This is a genomic window from Geodermatophilus tzadiensis (assembly GCF_003002915.1).
GTDB lineage: Bacteria > Actinomycetota > Actinomycetes > Mycobacteriales > Geodermatophilaceae > Geodermatophilus > Geodermatophilus tzadiensis.
This window is the reverse complement of sequence record NZ_PVTG01000001.1, coordinates 168,761-187,955: the sequence shown is the minus strand read 5'-3', so window position 1 is coordinate 187,955 and position 19,195 is coordinate 168,761. Positions and strand designations below refer to the sequence as shown.

17 protein-coding genes are annotated in these 19,195 nt (G+C 77.5%); 13 read left to right on the top strand and 4 right to left on the bottom strand.

All coding sequences use genetic code 11. The features are described 5' to 3' along the window. Positions 1–127 precede the first annotated feature (127 nt). The 6 genes from LY71_RS00890 to LY71_RS00865 all read left to right on the top strand — a co-directional run bounded on the left by LY71_RS00890 (position 128) and on the right by LY71_RS00865 (position 8,745). Complete coding sequence (locus LY71_RS00890) at positions 128–709, top strand: TIGR03086 family metal-binding protein (RefSeq protein ID WP_106275108.1); 582 nt, start codon at positions 128–130, stop codon at positions 707–709. Continuing rightward, positions 702–1,013 carry an MGMT family protein gene (locus LY71_RS00885; RefSeq protein WP_106275107.1) on the top strand — a complete coding sequence of 104 codons (312 nt, stop codon included), beginning with the start codon at positions 702–704 and terminating at the stop codon, positions 1,011–1,013. The genes LY71_RS00890 and LY71_RS00885 overlap by 8 nt, the downstream gene beginning before the upstream one ends. Before the next feature lie 59 nt (positions 1,014–1,072). Then, positions 1,073–1,600, top strand: coding sequence for a dihydrofolate reductase family protein (locus LY71_RS00880; RefSeq protein ID WP_106275106.1), 528 nt, complete (start codon positions 1,073–1,075; stop codon positions 1,598–1,600). 54 nt (positions 1,601–1,654) lie between these two features. Further along, positions 1,655–4,843, top strand: coding sequence for an ATP-dependent helicase (locus LY71_RS00875; RefSeq protein ID WP_106275105.1), 3,189 nt, complete (start codon positions 1,655–1,657; stop codon positions 4,841–4,843). Further along, a complete protein-coding gene (locus LY71_RS00870) occupies positions 4,840–8,229 on the top strand; it encodes an ATP-dependent helicase (RefSeq protein WP_106275104.1) in 3,390 nt (1,129 codons plus the stop codon). The genes LY71_RS00875 and LY71_RS00870 overlap by 4 nt, the downstream gene beginning before the upstream one ends. Before the next feature lie 66 nt (positions 8,230–8,295). Further along, a complete protein-coding gene (locus tag LY71_RS00865; protein WP_211297077.1) occupies positions 8,296–8,745 on the top strand; it encodes a GNAT family N-acetyltransferase in 450 nt (149 codons plus the stop codon). A gap of 15 nt (positions 8,746–8,760) precedes the next feature. Here LY71_RS00865 and LY71_RS23275 read toward each other — a convergent pair whose 3' ends face one another. Then, complete coding sequence (locus LY71_RS23275) at positions 8,761–8,946, bottom strand: zinc-binding dehydrogenase (protein WP_106275102.1); 186 nt, start codon at positions 8,944–8,946, stop codon at positions 8,761–8,763. A 205-nt stretch (positions 8,947–9,151) separates the two neighbouring features. On the opposite strand from LY71_RS23275, the gene LY71_RS00855 reads away from it, so the two are divergent. Further along, the gene (locus LY71_RS00855) at positions 9,152–10,348 is read left to right on the top strand and encodes an HNH endonuclease signature motif containing protein (RefSeq protein WP_106275101.1); all 1,197 of its coding nucleotides are present in this window, start codon (positions 9,152–9,154) and stop codon (positions 10,346–10,348) included. Positions 10,349–10,374: 26 nt separating this feature from the next. Here the strand turns inward: LY71_RS00855 and LY71_RS00850 are convergent, their stop codons facing one another. Both LY71_RS00850 and LY71_RS00845 read right to left on the bottom strand, forming a co-directional pair. Further along, positions 10,375–10,875, bottom strand: coding sequence for a GNAT family N-acetyltransferase (locus LY71_RS00850; protein WP_170121168.1), 501 nt, complete (start codon positions 10,873–10,875; stop codon positions 10,375–10,377). After that, positions 10,872–11,708 (bottom strand): alpha/beta fold hydrolase, encoded by an 837-nt coding sequence (locus LY71_RS00845; protein WP_106275099.1) that lies wholly within the window; start codon positions 11,706–11,708, stop codon positions 10,872–10,874. Before LY71_RS00845 ends, LY71_RS00850 begins: the two co-directional genes overlap by 4 nt. Before the next feature lie 65 nt (positions 11,709–11,773). Here LY71_RS00845 and LY71_RS00840 point away from each other — a divergent pair, with 65 nt between their 5' ends. From LY71_RS00840 to nudC, 6 genes are all read left to right on the top strand, one after another. Continuing rightward, positions 11,774–13,177, top strand: a complete 1,404-nt coding sequence (locus LY71_RS00840) for a M20/M25/M40 family metallo-hydrolase (protein WP_106275098.1) — start codon at positions 11,774–11,776, stop codon at positions 13,175–13,177. A gap of 37 nt (positions 13,178–13,214) precedes the next feature. After that, positions 13,215–13,655: a DUF2510 domain-containing protein gene (locus LY71_RS24635; protein WP_106275097.1), complete on the top strand. Its 441-nt coding sequence runs from the start codon at positions 13,215–13,217 to the stop codon at positions 13,653–13,655. Positions 13,656–13,659: 4 nt separating this feature from the next. Continuing rightward, a complete protein-coding gene (locus LY71_RS00830; protein WP_106275096.1) occupies positions 13,660–14,550 on the top strand; it encodes a DUF2510 domain-containing protein in 891 nt (296 codons plus the stop codon). Between the two features lie 329 nt (positions 14,551–14,879). Continuing rightward, positions 14,880–16,190 (top strand): M16 family metallopeptidase, encoded by a 1,311-nt coding sequence (locus tag LY71_RS00825; RefSeq protein ID WP_106275095.1) that lies wholly within the window; start codon positions 14,880–14,882, stop codon positions 16,188–16,190. After that, the gene (locus LY71_RS00820) at positions 16,187–17,560 is read left to right on the top strand and encodes a M16 family metallopeptidase (protein WP_106275094.1); all 1,374 of its coding nucleotides are present in this window, start codon (positions 16,187–16,189) and stop codon (positions 17,558–17,560) included. Before LY71_RS00825 ends, LY71_RS00820 begins: the two co-directional genes overlap by 4 nt. After that, positions 17,557–18,516 (top strand): NAD(+) diphosphatase, encoded by a 960-nt coding sequence (gene nudC / locus LY71_RS00815; protein ID WP_106275093.1) that lies wholly within the window; start codon positions 17,557–17,559, stop codon positions 18,514–18,516. The genes LY71_RS00820 and nudC overlap by 4 nt, the downstream gene beginning before the upstream one ends. A gap of 83 nt (positions 18,517–18,599) precedes the next feature. On the opposite strand, the gene LY71_RS00810 is transcribed toward nudC, so the two are convergent. Beyond that, positions 18,600–19,094 carry a nucleoside/nucleotide kinase family protein gene (locus LY71_RS00810; protein ID WP_245887574.1) on the bottom strand — a complete coding sequence of 165 codons (495 nt, stop codon included), beginning with the start codon at positions 19,092–19,094 and terminating at the stop codon, positions 18,600–18,602. Positions 19,095–19,195 lie beyond the last annotated feature (101 nt).

The window sequence follows — 19,195 nt, the reverse complement described above, 5'->3', positions numbered from 1 at the left end:
CCCCCTCGCTCCCCGACCCTCGCTCCGCTCGGGCCGGGGACCTGCGAGGGGGCCGTTCCAGCACGTTCCGAGGGCCCGGTACCCGACTGCGGGTGCCGGGCCGTCGGCGGCTGTGTTGACTGGACACGTGCCGACCTCCGCCACCGAGCTGCTCGAGCTCTACCAGCGCGCCCAGGCCGCCTTCACCGACCGCGTCGACGCCGTCGAGCCCGGCCAGTGGGACCTCGAGGCGCTGCCCGGCTGGACCGTCGCCGACCTGGTCGCCCACCTCGTCGGCGAGGCGCACTGGGTGCCCGGCCTGCTCGCGGGCGACCCGGTCGACGACGTCGCCGCGCAGGTACCCGCCGGCAACGACGCGCTGCTGGCCCCGGACCCGCTGACCGCGTGGGAGGCCGTGGCCGACGAGGCGCTGGCCGCCGTCGCCGGCGCCGACCTCGACGGCGGCACGGTGCACCTGACCCGCGGCCCGACGCCGGCGCGCGAGTACGTCGAGGAGCTCACCGCCGACCTGACCGTGCACTCCTGGGACCTCGCCCGCGCCACCGGCGGCGACGAGCAGCTCGACCCGGCGCTGGTCCGGGCCGCCGGGGCGCTCGCCGACCGGCTGCCCGGCGACGGCGTCCCCGGCCTGTTCGACCCGCCGCTCGAGGTGGCCGAGGGCGCGTCCCCGCAGGACCGCCTGCTCGCCCGCTTCGGCCGCCGTGCGTGAACCGGTCGACCGGGCGCCCGCCGACCCGGCCGACGTCGACGAAGCGGTGTTCGACGTCGTCGAGTCGATCCCGCCGGGGCGGGTGAGCACCTACGGCGCGGTCGGCCGGCTGGTCGGCGTCGGCCCGCGGCGGGTGGCCCGGGCGCTGTCGTCCGGCGGGGGAGCGGTGCCCTGGCACCGGGTGCTGCGCGCCGACGGCACCTGCGCCGAGCCGGTGCGCGTGCGGCAGCTGGCGCTGCTGGCCGCCGAGGGCGTGCCGGCGCGCGACGGCCGGGTCGACCTCGCCGCCGTCGGCTGGCCGTGAGCCGATGAGTTCCGTGGTCCCCGGCGGTCTGCCCCACCGACGACCCGACCGGAGGAACCGTGGCCACCCTGCTGTACTCCGCGACCGCGTCACTGGACGGCTTCATCGCCGGCCCCGGTGGCGACATGTCCTGGCTCACCCCGCACCTGGAGGCACCGAACCCCACGGCCGACCGGCTGGTCACCCGGGTGACCGCGGTGCTGGCCGGCGCACGGACCTTCGGCGGCGACGACCCCCACCGGGGCACCGAGCGCGAGGGCGCCTTCGGCGGGCAGTGGTCGGGACCGGTCGTCGTCCTCACCCACCGGGCACCGGTCGAGGCCCCGGAGGGCGTGACCTTCGCCGGCGACCTGCACCGGGCGGTGGACCTGGCGCGGGAGGCCGCCGGGGACGGCGTGGTGAACGTGCTGGGCGCCGACGTCGCCCGGCAGCTCGTCGAGGCCCGGCTGCTCGACGAGGTGCTGCTGTTCTTCGCGCCGGTCCTGCTCGGCGACGGCGTCCGGGTGCTCGACGTCCCCGGGGGCACGCAGGTGCTGCTCGACCGGCTCCCCGGTGAGACCGAGCACTGGTACCGCGTGCGGTACTGAGCCGGGCCGACGGCGCTGCGCCGCGCTGTCGGTCCGTCGTGGTGTCATCGAGGGGTGGCACTGCGGGGGGACGAGGCGGCGCCGGTCTACCGGCTCGTGCAGCCGGCACCGGCGCCGGTGCGGCCACCCCGGCTCGACCCCACGCAGCAGGCCGTCGTCGACCACCCCGGCGGCCCGCTGCTGGTGCTGGCCGGCCCCGGCACCGGCAAGACGACGACGATCGTCGAGGCCGTCGCCGCCCGCATCGACCGCGGTGCCGACCCCGAGCAGCTGCTCGTCCTGACCTTCAGCCGCCGGGCGGCCGCGGAGCTGCGCACCCGGATCACCGCCCGGGTGGCCCGCACCATCCGCGAGCCCCTGGCGCGCACCTTCCACTCCTACGCCTACGGCGTGCTGCGGCGGGCGGCGCTGCTGCGCGGCGAGGCCCCGCCCCGGCTGCTCACCGCCGCCGAACAGGACGCCCTCGTGGCCGAGCTGCTGCGCGGTGACCTCGCCGGTGAGGGTGCGGTGCGCTGGCCGGCGTCGCTGCTGCCCGCGCTGGGCACCGCGGGGTTCCGCGGCGAGCTGCGCGACCTGCTGCTGCGCGCCACCGAGCGCGGCGTCGACCCCGAGCTGCTGGCCGCGTGGGGCCGGGAGACCGGCACCGAGGCCTGGCCGCACGTGGCGGCGTTCCTCGAGCAGTACGAGGCGGTCACCGCCTTCTCCACGGCCGGCGGCGGCGACGCCTCGGGCTACGACCCCGCCGAGCTCGTCCGCGCCGCCATCGCCGAGCTGGAGGACGACCCGGAGCTGCTGCGCCACGAGCGGGAGCGGGCCCGCTGGCTGTTCGTCGACGAGTACCAGGACACCGACCCCGCGCAGGTGGAGCTGCTCGAGCTGCTCGCCGGCGGCGGCGGGGACCTGGTCGTGGTCGGCGACCCCGACCAGGCGGTCTACGCCTTCCGCGGCGCCGAGCCGCGCGGGATCGTCGAGTTCCCCGACCGGTTCCGCACCGTCGACGGCCGGCCCGCGCGGCGGCTGTCGCTCGGGGTGTCCCGCCGGTCGGGGCCCGGGCTGCTCGCGGTCAGCCGCCGGGTGGCCGAGGCGCTGCCCGGGCCCTGGGAGCACCGCCGGCTGCAGGCCCCGGCCGGTGCGGAGGAGGGCGGCGCGGAGGTGCACGTCTTCGGCTCGGCCAGCGTCGAGGCCGCCTACGTCGCCGACGTGCTGCGCCGCGCCCACCTGGTCGACGGCGTCCCGTGGTCGGGGATGGCCGTGGTGGTGCGCGCCGCGCAGGCCATCGGCCCGATCCGCCGCGCGCTGACCTCTGCCGGAGTCCCCGTCGAGGTGTCCGCCGACGACGTCCCGCTGGCCGCCCAGCCGGCGGTCGCGCCGTTCCTCGCCGCGCTCACCGCGCTGCTGCCACACCCCGGCACCGAGCCCGGGGCGCTGACCCTCGACGAGCCCGGCGCGGAGGCACTGCTCGCCTCGCCGCTGGGCGGGGCCACCGTGCTCGACCTGCGCCGGCTGCGCCGGGCGGTGCGCATCGCGCAGGCCGAGCGTGGCGTCGACGCCGACGAGCGCGGCGCGCCCCTGGCCACGGCACTGGCCGACGAGCCGCTGCTCGAGGCGCTGCCCGAGCCGGTGGGCCGGCCGGCCCGGCGGGTGGCCGCCGTGCTCGCCGCCGGGCGGGTCGCGCTCGCGCGCGACGGGTCGGCCGAGGACGTGCTGTGGGCGATGTGGCAGCGCAGCGGCCTGGCCGCCCGGTGGGCCCGCGCCAGCGCCGTCGGCGGGGCCGCGGGAGCCGTGGCCGACCGCGACCTCGACGCCGTCGTCGCGCTGTTCGACGCCGCCGCCGGCTTCGTCGACCGGCTGCCGTCGGCCACCGTCGGCGCGTTCGTCGAGCACCTGTCGGCACAGGAGCTGCCCGGTCTGTCCGGCGCGGTCCGCGACGGCGCCCCGGAGGCGGTGCGGCTGCTCACCGCGCACGCGTCCAAGGGCCTGGAGTGGGACCTGGTGTGCGTGGCCGGCGTGCAGGAGGGCGTCTGGCCCGACCTGCGCGACCGCGGCACGCTGCTGGGCACCGAGCTGCTGGTCGAGCGGGTCGCCGGCATCGACGGCACCGTGGTCGACCGGCGCACCCAGCTGCTGGCCGAGGAGCGGCGGCTGTTCTACGTCGCCTGCACCCGCGCCCGCCGCCGGCTGGTGGTCACCGCTGTCGAGGGCGCGCTCGACGGTCCCGACGCCGGGGCCACCGCCTCCCGCTTCCTCGACCTCGTCGTCCCCCCGCCCGACGAGGGCCGGCCGCTGACCCCGCTGCCGCGCTCGCTGCGGCTGCCCGCACTCGTCGCCGACCTGCGCCGGGCGGTCAGCGACCCGCAGACCGAGCCGGCCCGCCGGTCCGCGGCCGCCGCCGTGCTGCGCCGGCTGGCCGACGAGGGCGTCCCCGGTGCCGCGCCTCCCGACTGGTGGGGGCTGGCCCCGCTGTCCGACGACGCCCCGCTCGTGCCCGAGGACGACCCGGTGCGGGTGCGGCCCTCGGCGATCGAGACCTTCCAGCGCTGCCCGCTGCGCTGGGTGCTCGGCGCGGTCGGCGCGGAGGCCGCCCCCGACGCCACCCGCACGGTCGGCACCGCGGTGCACGCCGTCGCCCAGCAGGTGGCCGAGGGGCTGCCGCCGGCGCAGGCCCCCGCCGCGCTCGCCGCCGAGCTCGACGCCCTCGCCCTCGGGCCGGGCTGGGCCGACCAGCGGCAGCGGGTCGCCGCCCGCGACATGCTCGACCGGTTCCTGCGCTGGCACGCCGCCAACCGCCGCGAGCTGCTGGCCGCCGAGGCCGACTTCGACGTCACCGTGGGGCGCGCCCGCATCCGCGGCCAGGTCGACCGGCTCGAGCGCGACGGGCAGGGCCGGCTGGTCGTCGTCGACCTCAAGACCGGCCGCACGCACGCCAAGGACGTCGACACCCACGGGCAGCTGGCCGCCTACCAGGTGGCCGTCGCCGCCGGCGCGTTCGGCGCGCACGGCAGCGAGCCCGGCGGCGCGGCGCTGCTGCAGGTGGGCACCGGGTCGAAGGCCAAGGAGCAGGCGCAGCAACCGCTGCCCGACGGGGTGCCGGCGGGGGAGACCTGGGCCGGCGAGCTGATCGCCGAAGTGGGCGAGGGCATGGGCGCGGCCACCTTCGAGGTGCGCAGCGGCAGCCACTGCCAGCGCTGCCCGGCCCGGCGCAGCTGCCCGCTCAGCGAGCGCGGCAGGCAGGTCACCGCGTGAGTCGACGGACGCCGGCGCCGCCGGAGGAGCAGCTCTCCTTCGACGACGCTCTCTTCGGGGCGGCGCCCGAGCCGGAGCGGCCGCGGCGGCTGCTCACCCCGGCCGAGGTCGCCGAGCGGTGCGGCCTGGCCTACGCGCCCTCCGACGAGCAGGCCGGGGTGGTGTCCGCGCCCGCCGACCGGCCGCTGGTCGTCGTCGCCGGGGCCGGGTCGGGCAAGACCGAGACGATGGCCGCCCGCGTGTGCTGGCTGGTGGCCAACGAGCTGGTGGCCCCCGACGCCGTCCTCGGGCTGACCTTCACCCGCAAGGCCGCCAGCGAGCTCAACGAGCGCATCCGGATCCGGCTCGCCGCGCTGGCCCGCCACCCGGAGACCGACGCGCGGCTGCGCGAGCAGCTGGCGGTGGCCGTGCCGACGGTGTCGACCTACCACGGGTACGCCGCGTCGCTGGTCAGCGAGCACGGCCTGCGCATCGGCGTCGAGCCCGGCGCCGGGGTGCTCGGCCCGGCGATGTGCTGGGGGCAGGCGGCCGCCGTCGTGTCGGGCTGGACCGGCGACATGGACGACGTCCCGCTCACCCCGCTGACCACGGTCGAGGACGTCCTCGCGCTGGCCGGCGAGCTCGGCGAGCACGACATCAGCGCGGAGCGGCTGCGCGAGTGGACCGCGCAGCTGCAGGCGCGGATCGCCGGCTACCCCGACGCCCCGCGCAAGCGCGGCCCGTACGCGCCGGTGCTGGAGATGCTGGCCCGCCAGCGAGCCCGTGTGGCGCTGCTGCCGCTGGTGGCGGCGTTCGAGGCGCGCAAGCGGGCCGCCGGGGCCATCGACCACTCCGACCAGGTGGCGCTGGCCGCGCGGGTCGCCGTCACCGCGCCCGAGGTCGGCCGCCGGGAGCGGGCCCGCTGGCAGGTCGTGCTGCTCGACGAGTACCAGGACACCAGCGTCGGGCAGCTGCGCATGCTCGAGGCGCTGTTCGGCCGCGCCAGCGGGCACGCGGTGCTGGCCGTCGGCGACCCGCGGCAGTCGATCTACGGCTGGCGCGGCGCGTCGGCGGGCACCATCGAGCGCTTCGCCCGCACCTTCCCCGGCGTCCGCGGCCGCGAGGCCCGGCGGCTGACCCTCGCCACGAGCTGGCGCAACGACGCCGCGGTGCTGCAGGTGGCCAACGCCGTCGCCGGGCTGCTGCCGGCGCCCGACGTGCCGCTGCCCGACCTGACGCCCGCGCCCACGGCCGGGCGCGGGGTGGTCACCGCCGGCCTCTACGCGACGGTGGCCGAGGAGACCGAGGCGCTGGCCGACCGGCTGGCCGCCTGCTGGCGCGGCGAGGACCCCCTGCTGCCGCCGCGGCCCGACGGGCGCCCGCCCACGACCGCGGTGCTGGTGCGCACCCGCCGCCAGTTGCCCGGCATCGCCGCGGCCCTGCGCGCCCGCGGGCTCCCGGTGACCGTCGTCGGGCTGGGCGGGCTGCTGGAGGTGCCCGAGGTCTCCGACGTCGTCGCCACGCTCACCGTCCTGGTCGACCCCTCGGCCGGCGACGCGATGGGCCGGCTGCTCACCGGCGCCCGGTGGCGGATCGGCCCCCGCGACCTCGCCGCGCTGGAGTCCCGCGCCCGCACGCTGGTGCACTCGCGCCGGCCCGCCCGCGAGGACGACGACGACCCGGCGGCCCGCCCGTCCGAGCGCGGCAGCATCGTCGAGGCGCTCGACGACCTCGGCGACCCCTCGGCCTACTCCGCCGTCGCGTACCGCCGGCTGCGGCGGCTGGCCGCGGAGCTGGCGCAGCTGCGCGGCCGGCTGGGCGACGCGCTGCCCGACCTGGTCGACGAGGTGGCCCGCACCCTGGGCCTGGAGACCGAGCTGGCCAGCGCGCCGGGGGTCAGCCCGGGCGCGGCGCGGGCACACCTCGACGCGCTGCACTCCGTCGCCGCGGAGTTCACCGAGCTGGCCGAGCTGCCCTCGCTGCCGGCGTTCCTCGGCTACCTGCGCGACGCCGAGGAGCGCGAGCGCGGTCTGGAGCCCGGGGAGGTCGCGGTCGACCCCGAGTCGATCCAGCTGCTCACCGGCCACTCGGCCAAGGGCCTGGAGTGGGACGTCGTCGCCGTGCCCGGCATGACCGCCGACCAGTTCCCGGCCCGCACCGACACCGCCGACTCGTGGGTCAGGGACCCGGGCGCGGTGCCGGTCGACCTGCGCACCACCGACCGCGACGAGCTGCCGCAACTGCGCCTGCCGGTGTCCGGCTCCGGTGACCAGGCGGCGGTGCGGGCGGCGCTGGAGGACTACGTCGAGGAGTGGAAGGGCTTCGGCGAGGGCGAGGAGATCCGGCTCGGCTACGTCGCGGTCACCCGCGCCAAGCACCTGCTGGTCTGCTCGGGCAGCTGGTGGCGGGAGGGCGTGAAGCCCAACGGGCCGTCGGTGCTGCTCGACACGGTCCGCCGGGCGTGCGGTGCCGGTGCCGGTGTCGTCGTCGCCTGGGCCGAGCGGCCGGAGGACGGCGCGACCAACCCGGCGCTGGAGGAGTGGCCGGTGGGCGTGTGGCCGGCCGACCCGCTGTCCGCGCCGCGCCGCCGCGCGCTGACCGCCGCCGCCGAGCTGGTGGCCGGGTCCGCGCCGCACCCGCTCGACCCCGACGCCGCCCTCGGCACCGCCGACCCGGTGGTGCACCAGTGGGTCCGCGACGCCGACCTGCTGCTGCGCGAGCGGCGGCGGTCCGCCCGGCCGTCCGTGGAGGTGCCGCTGCCCAGCCACCTGTCGGTCTCGGAGCTGGTGGCGCTGCGCCGCGACCCGGCCGGGCTGGCCCGCCGGCTGCGCCGGCCCATGCCGTCGGCACCCGCGCCGCTGGCCCGCCGCGGCACCGCCTTCCACGCCTGGCTCGAGGAGCGCTTCGGCGCCGCCCGGCTGCTCGACCTCGACGAGCTGCCCGGCTCCGGCGACGAGCGCGCCGCGCCCGACGGCGCGCTGGCGGCCCTGCAGGAGGCGTTCCTGGCCAGCGGCTGGGCCGACCGGCAGCCGGTCGAGGTCGAGGTGCCCTTCGAGACGCCGCTCGGCCCGCTGACGCTGCGCGGCCGCATCGACGCCGTCTTCGGCGACGGCGCGGGCGGCTTCGAGGTGGTCGACTGGAAGACCGGCCCGCCGCCGTCGGGAGCCGAGCTGGCCGCCGCCGCGGTGCAGCTGGCCGCCTACCGGCTGGGCTGGTCACGCCTGGCCGGCGTCCCGGTCGAGCGGGTGAGCGCCGGCTTCCACCACGTCGCCGCCGGGGTCACGGTGCGGCCGGTCGACCTGCTCGACGAGGCCGGCCTGCTGGCGCTGGTCACCGGCGAGGACCTGCCCGAGGAGCCCCCGGACGACGACCTGCCCCCGCCACCCGAGGACGACGAACCCGGTTGACGCGCCGGTCAGCCTGACGGGGCGATCGCGGCGATCCGCGACCTGCACGACGCCGACCTCGGCGAGGTGGTCGCGCTGTCGCTGCGGGCCTGGGCGCCGGTGTTCGCCTCCTTCGAGGCGGTCCTCGGCCCGGCGGTGTACCGGCACCTGTACCCCGACTGGTCGCGGTCGCAGGCCGGGGCCGTCGAGCGCGTCTGCCGGGACCCGGGGACGCGGGTGCGGGTCGCGGTCGAGGACGGCCGGCCGGTCGGGTTCGTGGCCGTCGTCGTCCACGACGAGACGCACGACGAGCCGGGCAGCGGCGAGGTGGAGGTGCTCGCCGTCGACCCCGCGGCCCAGCGGCGCGGGATCGGGCGGGCACTGCTCGACGACGGGGTGGCGCAGCTGCGGGCGGCGGGCGTGCGGATCGTCGCCATCGGCACCGGCGGCGACCCGGGGCACGCGCCGGCCCGCCGCACGTACGAGGCGGCCGGCTTCACCGCGCTCCCGCTGGTCCGCTACCACCGGCTGCTCTGACCGCGGCGGGGCCGGTCAGCGGGCGGCGGACGTCGTGAGGACGACCTTGCCGGTGGCCGGGCCGGTCGCGTGGCGGTAGGCGTCCGGCACCCGGTCGAGCGGGACGGCGCGGGCGATGGCCGGTCGCAGGCGCCCGCTGTCGACCAGCGCGGACCGGTCGGGGTCGCAGGCCGAGGCCCGCCTCCAGGTCTGTGGGCACACACCGGCCACCGACGCCCTTGAGCGGCGGAGCCCGCTGTGCCGTCGCTGCCTGTGGCGGCCGGCTGGTGAGTCCACCTCCCGGCCTCGCCCCGCCACGCAGGGCTCAGGCAGGGTGGCCGTCTAGGTGTCCGTCAAGACTGTGGATACCGGCTCTGACCTGCGGATACAGGTCGCGACGGCGTCCCGGTGGCGGTAACATCCGTACATGTGTTCGAGTAGTGTCACTGTCGAGGCGGACGGGTTGTCCGACGGCGAGTTGCTCGACGCCATCGCCGCGGCCGTCGCCGCCCGCAACCGCGAGGACGCCCGGCTGGCCCGCCTGGTGCGGGCCGCGGAGCACCGGCAGGCCGCCGAGCACGACGGGCTGAAGAGCATGCGCTCCTGGCTGCCCGGGCACTGCCGGCTCCCGGCCACCGCCGCCGCCCGGGTGGTGAGCAACGGCCGGGTGCTCGACCACCTGCCGGCGCTGGCCGAGGCGCACGACGCCGGCCTGGTCGGCGCCGAGCACGTGGCCGTCGCCGCGACCGCGCTGACGCCGGAGCGGCTGGCCGCGGCGGCCGAGCGCGGGGTGGAGCTGGCGGAGATCGATGCGGTGCTCACCGGTGCGGCGATCGAGCAGCGGTACGCCGACTTCGTCACCGTCGTGCGCCACTACCTCACCCGGCTCGATCCCGACGGGCCGGAGCCCGATCCCACCGAGGGTCGGCGGTTGACGCTGGCGAAGCACGCCGACGGGTCGTTGTCGGTGCGCGGGGAGCTCGACGCGGTGGGTGGGGAGAAGCTGCAGGCGGCGCTGGAGTCCTTCGTGCAGGCCGACCGCCCGGCCGGCGACGGGCGCAGCCGCGCCCAGCGCCTCGGCGACGCGCTGGTGCAGCTGTGCGACACCGCCCTCGCCGCCGGCTCGCTGCCCACCCTGCGGACGGTGAAGCCCCACGTCGCCGTCGTCATCGACCTCGCCGACCTGGCCGACCCGGCCACCGGCCCCGACGCCGGGCGGATGGGCTTCGGCGCGACCATCTCCGCCGCGAGGGCTCGCTGGCTGGCCTGCGACAGCACCGTCTCCCGCGTCGTCTTCGGTCCCGACGGCGCCCCGCTGGACCTCGGCCGGGAACACCGGCTGGCCGACCGGCACCTGCGCCGCGCCGTGGAGCTGCGCGACGGCGGGTGCGTGTTCACCGGCTGCGGGGCGCCCACCTGGTGGGCGGAGGTGCACCACCTGGTGCACTGGCTCGACGGCGGCGAGACCACCCTGGCCAACTCAGCCCTGCTGTGCGAGCGCCACCACACCCAGGTGCACCACGGGTTCCGGGTCGAACGCCAACCGGATGGTCGGTGGCGCACCTGGCGCCCGGACGGCACCGAGATCCGCACCGCACCACCACTGCGGCAACCCGCCGCCTGACCCGGCCGGCCGAGGAGCCGGCTGTGTCAGGGCGCTGCGGACAGCTGCACGCCGTACTGGAGCACGGGGGTGCCCCACGGCGCGCGGAGGGCCGCCTCCTCGGTCAGGCCGAGCTTGCGCGCGACCGCCAGCGACGCCGCGTTGTCCGCGTGCACCATCGCGACCACCCGCGGCACCTCCAGGGCGCGGGCACGGTCCAGCACGGTGCGCCCGGCCTCGGTCGCGACACCACGGCCCCAGAACCGGCGTCCCAGCCGCCAGCCGACCTCCGGCACGTCGCTGGGTCCCCACGGCTGCGTCCACGGTTGGACCCCGGTGAAGCCGGCGACCTCCTCGCCGACGAGCACCGCGAACAGGCACAGGCCCGTGCTCTCGGCCAGCTCCTGCTGTCGCTGCACGAACGCCGCGTACCAGGCCCGGTCGCGCACCTCGCCCGTGCCGATGTACCGCATGACCTCCGCGTCGTCAAAGAGCCGGGCCCAGGCGTCGGCGTCCTCCGCGGTGGGGACGCGGAGCCGCACGGTCACGTCGACGCGATCCGGTCCAGGATCGCGGTGGCGAGCTGGTCGGGGGCCTGTTCGGGGATCCAGTGGCTCACGCCGGTCAGCTCGACGAACCGGTAGTCGCCGGCCACGTGCTCGGCGCACCCCTCGGCGGCGATGCGGCCGATCGCCACGTCGCCGTCGCTCCACACGTAGGTGGTCGGCACCGTGACGTCGTCGACCGGCGTCGCCGAGCTCATGGCCCGGTACCAGTTCAGGGCCGCGGTCAGCGCGCCCGGCGCCGACAGCACGGCCACGTACTCCTCCACGGCCTCGGGGTCGACGGCGTCCCCGTACATCCGCCGCAGCCGGCGGGCGCCGTCGGCCAGCAGCACCTCCTCGGCCTTGCCCTCCTGCCAGAACAGCCGGATGTAGGCCGAGCGCTCCTTCTGCTCCGGGTCGCTGCGGAAGGCGGCGGTGAACGCGCCGGGGTGCGGCACCGAGACCGCGGTCAGCGAGCGCACCCGGTCCTCGTGCCAGGCGGCCAGCGCCCAGGCGACGTTGGCGCCCCAGTCGTGCCCGACGACGTCGGACACCGGCACGTCCATCGCGGTCATGAGGTCGGCGGTGACCTGCGCGAGGTTGGTCAGCGCATAGGAGTCGACGTCCAGCGGGCGGGCGCCGGGGGAGTAGCCGAGCTGGTCGACGGCGTAGGTGCGCAGCCCCGCCTCGGTCAGCCGCGGCGTCACCGCCGCCCAGGACGCCGACGTCTCGGGGAAGCCGTGCAGCAGCACCACCGGCCGTCCGTCCTCGGGGCCGTCGGCCCGCACGTCGAAGGTGAGGTCGCCGACGTCCACCCGCAACAGTTCTCCCGCCATGTCGCCGAACCTAACGGCCGGGGCGCGACGTGGCCCGTGCCCGGCCGCCGCTACCGTCGGCGCTCGTGACGAGCCCGGAACGCGCCTTCGTGCAGGACCACCTCGACGACCTGCACGCCGACCTCGACGCCTGGCTGCGCATCCCGTCGATCTCCGCCGACCCCGCGCACGCCCCTGACGTCGCGGCGAGCGCAGAGTGGCTGGCCGCGGCGCTGCGCCGCGTCGGCTTCCCCATCGTCGAGGTGTGGGAGACCCTCGGCGCCCCCGCCGTCTACGCCGAGTGGCCGTCGGCGGACGACGGCGCCCCCGTCGCGCTGGTCTACGGCCACCACGACGTCCAGCCGGTGGACCCGCCCGAGCTGTGGGACCACCCGCCCTTCGAGCCGACCCGCGTCGAGGGCCCCGACGGTCCCGAGCTGCACGCCCGCGGGGCCATCGACGACAAGGGCAACGTGGCGATGCACCTGCTCGGCATCCGCGCCCACCTCGCCGCCACCGGCCGCGACACCCCCGCCGTCACGGTCAAGCTGCTGGTCGAGGGCGAGGAGGAGTCCGGCTCGCCGCACTTCGCCGACCTGCTGCGCGAGCGCGCCGACCGGCTGGCCTGCGACGTCGTCGTCGTCAGCGACACCGGCATGGCCGCGCCCGACGTGCCCAGCGCCGTCGTGGCCATGCGCGGGCTGGCCGACGCCGAGATCACCCTGCGCGGTCCCGCCGTCGACCTGCACTCGGGCTCCTTCGGCGGCGGCGTGCCCAACCCGCTGCACGCCCTGGCGCAGCTGCTCGCCGCGCTGCACGACGAGCAGGGCCGCGTCACGCTGCCCGGCTTCTACGACAGGGTGCGGCCGCTGACCGACCGCGAGCGCGAGCTCATGGCCCGGGTGCCCTTCGACGAGGCCGCCTGGCTGGCCGGCCCCGCCGCCTCGCGCGCGACCGCGGGCGAGGCGGGCTTCAGCACGCTGGAGCGGATCGGCGCCCGGCCGACCGCCGAGGTCAACGGCATGTGGGGCGGCTACACCGGCCCGGGCCACAAGACGATCGTCCCGGCCGAGGCGCACGCCAAGCTGACCTTCCGGCTGGTCGCCGACCAGAGGCCCGCGGACGTCGGCCCGGCGCTGCGCGAGTGGGTGCAGCAGCACCTGCCCGAGGGCATCGAGGCCGAGGTGCACACCCCGCCCGGCGGCGTCGCCCCGTGCGCCAGCGACCTCGACTCGCCGCACGTGGACGCCCTGCTGCGCGCGATCGGCCTGGCCTTCGACTCCGACCCCGCCGACGTGCTCCTCACCCGCGAGGGCGGCAGCGGCCCCGAGGCGGACCTGGTCGAGGTGCTCGGCGCACCGCTGGTGTTCCTCGGCGCCGGCCTGCCCACCGACCGCATCCACTCGCCCAACGAGCGGGTGCTGCTGCCCATGCTGCACCGCGGCGCGGAGGCCGTGGCCCACCTGTGGCGGGAGCTGGCCGCCCGCTGACCGGGGCCGGGGACGGCGGGCGCCCCGGCCCCACCGGGTGCTCGGCGCGCTCATCCGCTGGCACTGCCGGCGGCCCCCGTCCCTGCCGCCGCCCGGGTGGTATCCCGACCCCGGGCGGGTCCCGGGACGGCTGCGCTGGTGGACCGGCCGGTCCTGGTCCGCGGCCACCGACGCCGGACCGCCGTCCCCGGCCGCGCCCCTCGCGGCGCCCGCCGAACCAGCAGGCGGTCCGCCGCGACGAGGCCCGCGACGTCGACGACCACCCCGCCCACCTGCTCGAGGTCGACCTGTCCTGGGACCTCGAGGGCTGGGACGCCAGCGGCGAGCGCACCGCCGTGCTCCTGGTCGACACCGGACGCCCGGCCCGGCCCTGCTGGTCGTCTCCATCCCCGACACCGACGCCGAGCTCCACCGGACGATCGACCGCGTGTTCGACGACGTGGAGGTCCTGGAACGGTTCGGTCGCGACCTACCCTGACCGCGTGACCGGACCTGGACTGTCGAGCGCGCCGGCGGGCTGGTACCCCGACCCCGACGGCGCCTCCGGCGTCGTGCGCTGGTGGAACGGGGCGACCTGGTCGGACGTCACGACGCCGGCCGGTCCCGGCGTCGCCGTGCAGGCCCTCCCGGTGGCCGCCCCGCCGCGCCCGCCGGTGGAGCCGACCGGCTCCGTCCCGTGGCAGACCCCGCCGCCGAGGCGGCCGTCCCGCACCGCCTGGTGGGTCGCCGGCTCGGTCCTGGCGGTGGTGGTCGTGGTCGTCGTCGCCCTGGTCGTGGGCCTGTCCGGCCGCGGCGGCACGACGCCGGCCGACACGCCCGTGGCGACCACCCCGCCGGCCGGGCCGACGTTCCCCCCGGGCACCGTGCGGATCGTCGACGAGGAGGCGGGCATCTCCTACCCGTTCCTCGGGAACGGCTGGTACGAGTACGCCCTCAGGCCGATGATCGAGACCCGCACCACCGCCGGGCAGTACTTCATCACCCAGGAGCTGACGCCCGACGGCGGCAACTTCATCGCGCAGTGCACCTCCGGGCCGGTGGCCGACGGCTTCGGCTGGACCGGCCCGGGCAGCGAGCAGGCGACGGTCACCACGCTGGCCGACAGCGTGCGCGCGGCCTACTACCCGGGGCCCAACGAGCGGGAGGTGCTGCGCGACGAGGCGCTCACCGTCGACGGCGCGAACGCCCACCTGATCGAGTTCCAGCTGACCTGGGACGTCGAGGGCTACGACTCCACCGGTGAGCGCGCCGCCCTGCTCGTCATCGACGTCGGCCGTCCCGACCCCGCGCTGCTCTACCTCTCGATCCCCAACACCCACGCCGAGCTCTACGGCGTCATCGACCGGGTCATCGCCGACGTCGACGTGCTCTGACACGGCGGTCCTCCGGACCGCACCGCGGCCGACTGCCGTCCCCGGCCCGCGCTGAGCCGCTGCGGCCGCTGCCCTCCTCGGGGACCCTCCGGGCCCCGCTCGTCGGTCGCCCGCACCGCGGCCGACTGCCGTCCCCGGCCCGCGCTGAGCCGCTGCGGCCGCTGCCCTCCTCGGGGACCCTCCGGGCCCCGCTCGTCGGTCGCCCGCACCGCGGCCACGAGCCGTCCCCGGCCCGCGCTGAGCCCTGCCGCCGCACCCGGTGAGGACCCTCCGGCCCCCGCTCGTCGGCCGCGCGGCGGGCGGTGGCGGCGCGTGGTTAGGGTCGGTCCGTGACACCAGTCGGGTCCGACCTCGTCCTCCGGCACCCGGTGGAGCGCTTCACGCTGGACAACGGGCTGCGGGTCGTCCTCGCGCCCGACCGCAGCGTGCCGGTCGTCGCCGTGACCGTCTTCTACGACGTGGGCATGCGCAACGAGCCGGAGGGCCGCACCGGTTTCGCCCACCTCTTCGAGCACGTGATGTTCCAGGGCTCGGCGCACGTGCCGAAGCTCGAGCACGCCCGGCTGGTGCAGGCCGCCGGCGGCACGTTCAACGGCTCCACCCACCAGGACTACACGAACTACTACGAGGCCCTGCCGGCCGAGGCGCTCGAGCGCGCGCTCTTCCTCGAGGCCGACCGGATGGCCGCCCCGGCCATCACCGAGGAGAACCTCCGCAACCAGATCGACGTGGTCAAGGAGGAGATCCGGGTCAACGTGCTCAACCGGCCCTACGGCGCCTTCCCCTGGCTGCAGCTGCCGCAGGTCGCCTTCGAGAGCTTCGCCAACACCCACGACGGCTACGGCTCCTTCGTCGACCTCGAGAGCTCCACGGTCGCCGACGCCACGGACTTCTTCTCCCGCTTCTACGCGCCGGGCAACGCCGTGCTGGCCGTCGGCGGCGACCTCGACGTCGGCGAGACCGAGCGCCTGGTCCGCCGCTGGTTCGGCCCGGTCGAGGCCCGCGAGGTCCCGCCGACGCCGAACACCGGCGAGCCCTCGCCGACGACGGTCCGCCGCGACGTCGTCGAGGACCGCCTGGCCCCCGCGCCCGCCGTGGCGCTGGGCTGGCGGGTGCCCGACCCGGTCGGCGACCTCGACACCTACCTCGGCACGGTGCTGCTCGCCGAGCTGCTCAGCGAGGGCGACGCCTCCCGGCTGGAGCGCCGGCTCGTGCACGACGACCGGCTGGCCGTGGCGCAGAGCAGCTACGTGGGGCTCTTCGGCGACCCGTTCGACGTCCGCGACGCCACGCTGCTCACCACGCAGGTGCACCACCCGGCCGCCGTCGGTGTCGAGGACGTGCTCGGCGCGGTGCACGAGGAGGTCGCCCGGGTGGCCACCGAGGGCGTCCCCGCCGAGGAGCTGGCGCGGGTGCAGGCCCGCACCAGCGCCCAGCTGCTGCGCCAGGCCGACTCGGTGTTGGGCCGCACGCTGGCCTTCGCCGGCGCCGAGCTCGTGCACGGCCGGGCCGAGCTGGCCGGCGAGCTGGCCGCCCGCCTCGCCGCGGTCACCCCCGACCAGGTCCAGGTCGCGGCGAAGGGGCTCGACCCCGACACCGCCGCCGTGCTGGAGCTGCGCGCCACCGGGGGTGCCCGGTGAGCGCCCCGGTGCTCGACCTCGGCCTCGTCCCGCCGCTCGGCGAGCCGCGGCCCCAGCCGGTCCCCGACGTGACGACGACGACGCTGCCCACCGGCCTGGGCGTCGTGGTGGTCCCGCGGCCGGGCGTGCCGCTGGTGGAGCTCCGCCTGCGGGTGCCCTTCGCCGCCGGCTCGCCGCGCGGCGCCGCCCAGCACACCGCCCGCGCCTCGGTCCTCTCCGGCGCGGTCCTGCTCGGGACGGCGCGACGCGACGCCACCGGGGTCGCCGAGGCGCTGCAGGGCCACGGCGCCGAGCTGTCGGTCTCCGCCGACCCCGACCGGCTGCTGTTCTCCACCACGCTGTTGGCCGAGGGGCTCGTCCCCGTGCTCGGCGTGCTCGCCGAGGTGCTCACCTCGGCGTCCTACCCGGGCGACCGGGTCGAGGCCGAGCGCGACCGGGTGGCCGAGCGGATCGCCATCGCCAACTCCCAGCCCGGGGTCATCGCGCGCACCGCGCTGGCCGCCCGCCGCTACGGCACCCACCCCTACGCCGTCCAGCTCCCGTCGCCGGAGCTGGTGGCGAGAGTCGGCGCACCCGCGCTGCGTAAGCTGCACCGCGAGCGGGTGCTGCCCAGCGGCAGCACGCTGGTGCTCGTCGGCGACCTCGACGCCGCCGCGGCCACCGACGCCGTCGCCGCGGCGCTGGGGGAGTGGGCCGGTGAGGGTGCCGCCGTGGGCGCCCCGCCCGCGCCGACCCTGGCGCCCGGGCACCTCGAGGTGGTCGATCGGCCCGGGGCGGTGCAGTCCAACATCCGCCTGGGCGGCCCGGCGCCCGGCCGCACCGACCCCGACCTGCCCGCCGTCCGGCTGGCGAGCATGGTCTTCGGCGGCTACTTCTCCTCGCGGCTGGTGGGCAACATCCGGGAGCAGCGCGGCTACTCCTACAGCCCGCGCAGCGGCGTGGACCACCTGGCCGCCGCGTCGTCCTTCACCGTCGAGGCCGACGTCGCCACCGAGGTCACCGGACCGGCCTTCCTCGAGACGTGGGCCGAGCTCGGCCGGATGGCGCTGGCACCGGTCACCGAGGCCGAGCTCGACGCCGCCCGCCGGTACGTGCTCGGCTCGATGGCGCTGTCCACCGCCACGCACGCCGGGCTGGCCGGCACCATCTCGGCGCTGGTCGGGTCGGGGCTGCCGGTCGAGTGGCTGGCCGAGCACCAGGCGGCACTGGCCGCGGTCACCGTCGAGCAGGTGCAGGACGCCGCCCGCCGGTACCTGGCGCCGGCCGCGCTGACCGCCGTCGTCGTCGGCGACGCCGAGCGGGTGACCGACTCCCTGCGCGCCCTCGGCCCGGTCGACGTCACCGCCAGCGCGGCCGCGGCACCGGCGTGAGCGTCCCCCCGGGCGGCAGCACGCCGGCCGACGTCCCCGCCACGCGCGACACCTGGCCGGCCGGCACCCGCGCCACCACGGGGCGGGTGCCGGTGCTGTCCCGCTCGGCGCACGACCGCGACCACCTCGGCCGGCTGCTCGACGACCCCACCCGCGGACGGCCGGTGCGGGTGCTGACGGTCGACGAGCGGCGCGCCGTGCCCGTGACCGAGGGCGCCGACGGCCCGGCGCTGGTCTGGGACGAGCAGTCCGCGCTGCCGCTGGGCGCGGTGTACCTCGGCGAGGCCGACGGCGTCCCGTACGCCGCGGTGCGCGGCGAGCGGGCGCTCACCGTCAACGGCCGGCCGGTGGACCTCTGGGCCGGGTTGCGCGAGGTGGGCGCCGACCTCGGCGACCTCGACGCCGGCCTGCTCGCCGAGGCCATCGGCATCCTCGAGTGGCACGAGCGCGCCCGGTTCAGCCCGGTCTCCGGCGCCGCGACGACCATCGAGCGTGCGGGCTGGGTGCAGCGCGACCCGGTCACCGGCACGGAGCTGTTCCCGCGCACCGACCCCGCGGTGATCATGCTCGTGCACGACGGCGGCGACCGCTGCGTGCTCGGCCGCCAGGCGGTGTGGCCGCCGGGGCGGTTCTCCATCCTCGCCGGGTTCGTCGAGCCGGGGGAGTCGGCCGAGGCCGCGGTCGCCCGCGAGGTGGCCGAGGAGGTCGGGCTCGGCGTCACCGACGTCCGCTACGTCAGCAGCCAGCCGTGGCCGTTCCCGCAGTCGCTGATGCTCGGCTTCACCGCGCGGGCCGACGGCGACCTGGAGCTGCGGCTGGACCCGACCGAGATCGAGGAGGCGCGCTGGTGGACCCGCGAGGAGCTCGCCACCGGCCGCGGTCCCGAGGCGCTGCCGCCGCCGGTCTCCATCGCCCGCACCATCATCGACCGCTGGGTGGCCGGCGACCTGGGCTGAGCGACGATCAGGTGACCTGGTCGTGCGGTGTCCTACCGGACGTCCCACCGTCGGGTAGGACGCTCGACGATCAGGTCACCTGGTCATCGCGGGGGACCGGCCAGGCGGCCCTGCAGGACCAGGGCGGGGTGCTCCGGGCGGTCGGCCAGCACCACGGCGTCGGCCAGCGCCACGGGGTCGACCTCGTCGTCGTAGCGGTCGAAGGCGGGCAGCTCCCAGGCCTGCTCGGCGGGGAAGCGCCGACGCCGGGCGGGCGGCGCCACCCGCAGGTGCACGACGACGTCGAAGGCCAGCCCCACGCCCTGCAGCAGCGGGCCGGGGACGAGCAGCACCCCGCCGGGCGGCGCCGGCTCGTAGCCGACCCGGGCAGCGCGGTCGCGCGCCACGTCCCACAGCACCGGCAGGTACTCACCGGGCCCGCCGGGACCCACCCGGTCGAGCACCTCGCGCGCCAGCGCCCCGGCGTCGAGCCAGTCGGTGTAGCGGGCGTCGGGATCGGTGCGGCCGTGCTCGAACCGCAGGGACGCCGGCCGGAGGAACCCCGCGGTCGGGACGACGACGGCGGCCCGCCCGAGCACCGGCAGCCGGTCGGCCAGCGCGGTGGCGAGCTCGTCCGGCGCGGCGACGTCCGGCCCGTCGACGGCGACCCGCAGGGCGGCGGCGTCGGGCTCGGGCGCGA

Excerpts from the sequence above, each read along its gene's own strand:
- LY71_RS00845 (WP_106275099.1), bottom strand. The coding sequence starts at position 11,708 with ATGGCGGGAGAACTGTTGCGGGTGGACGTCGGCGACCTCACCTTCGAC.
- LY71_RS00855 (WP_106275101.1), top strand. The coding sequence starts at position 9,152 with ATGTGTTCGAGTAGTGTCACTGTCGAGGCGGACGGGTTGTCCGACGGC.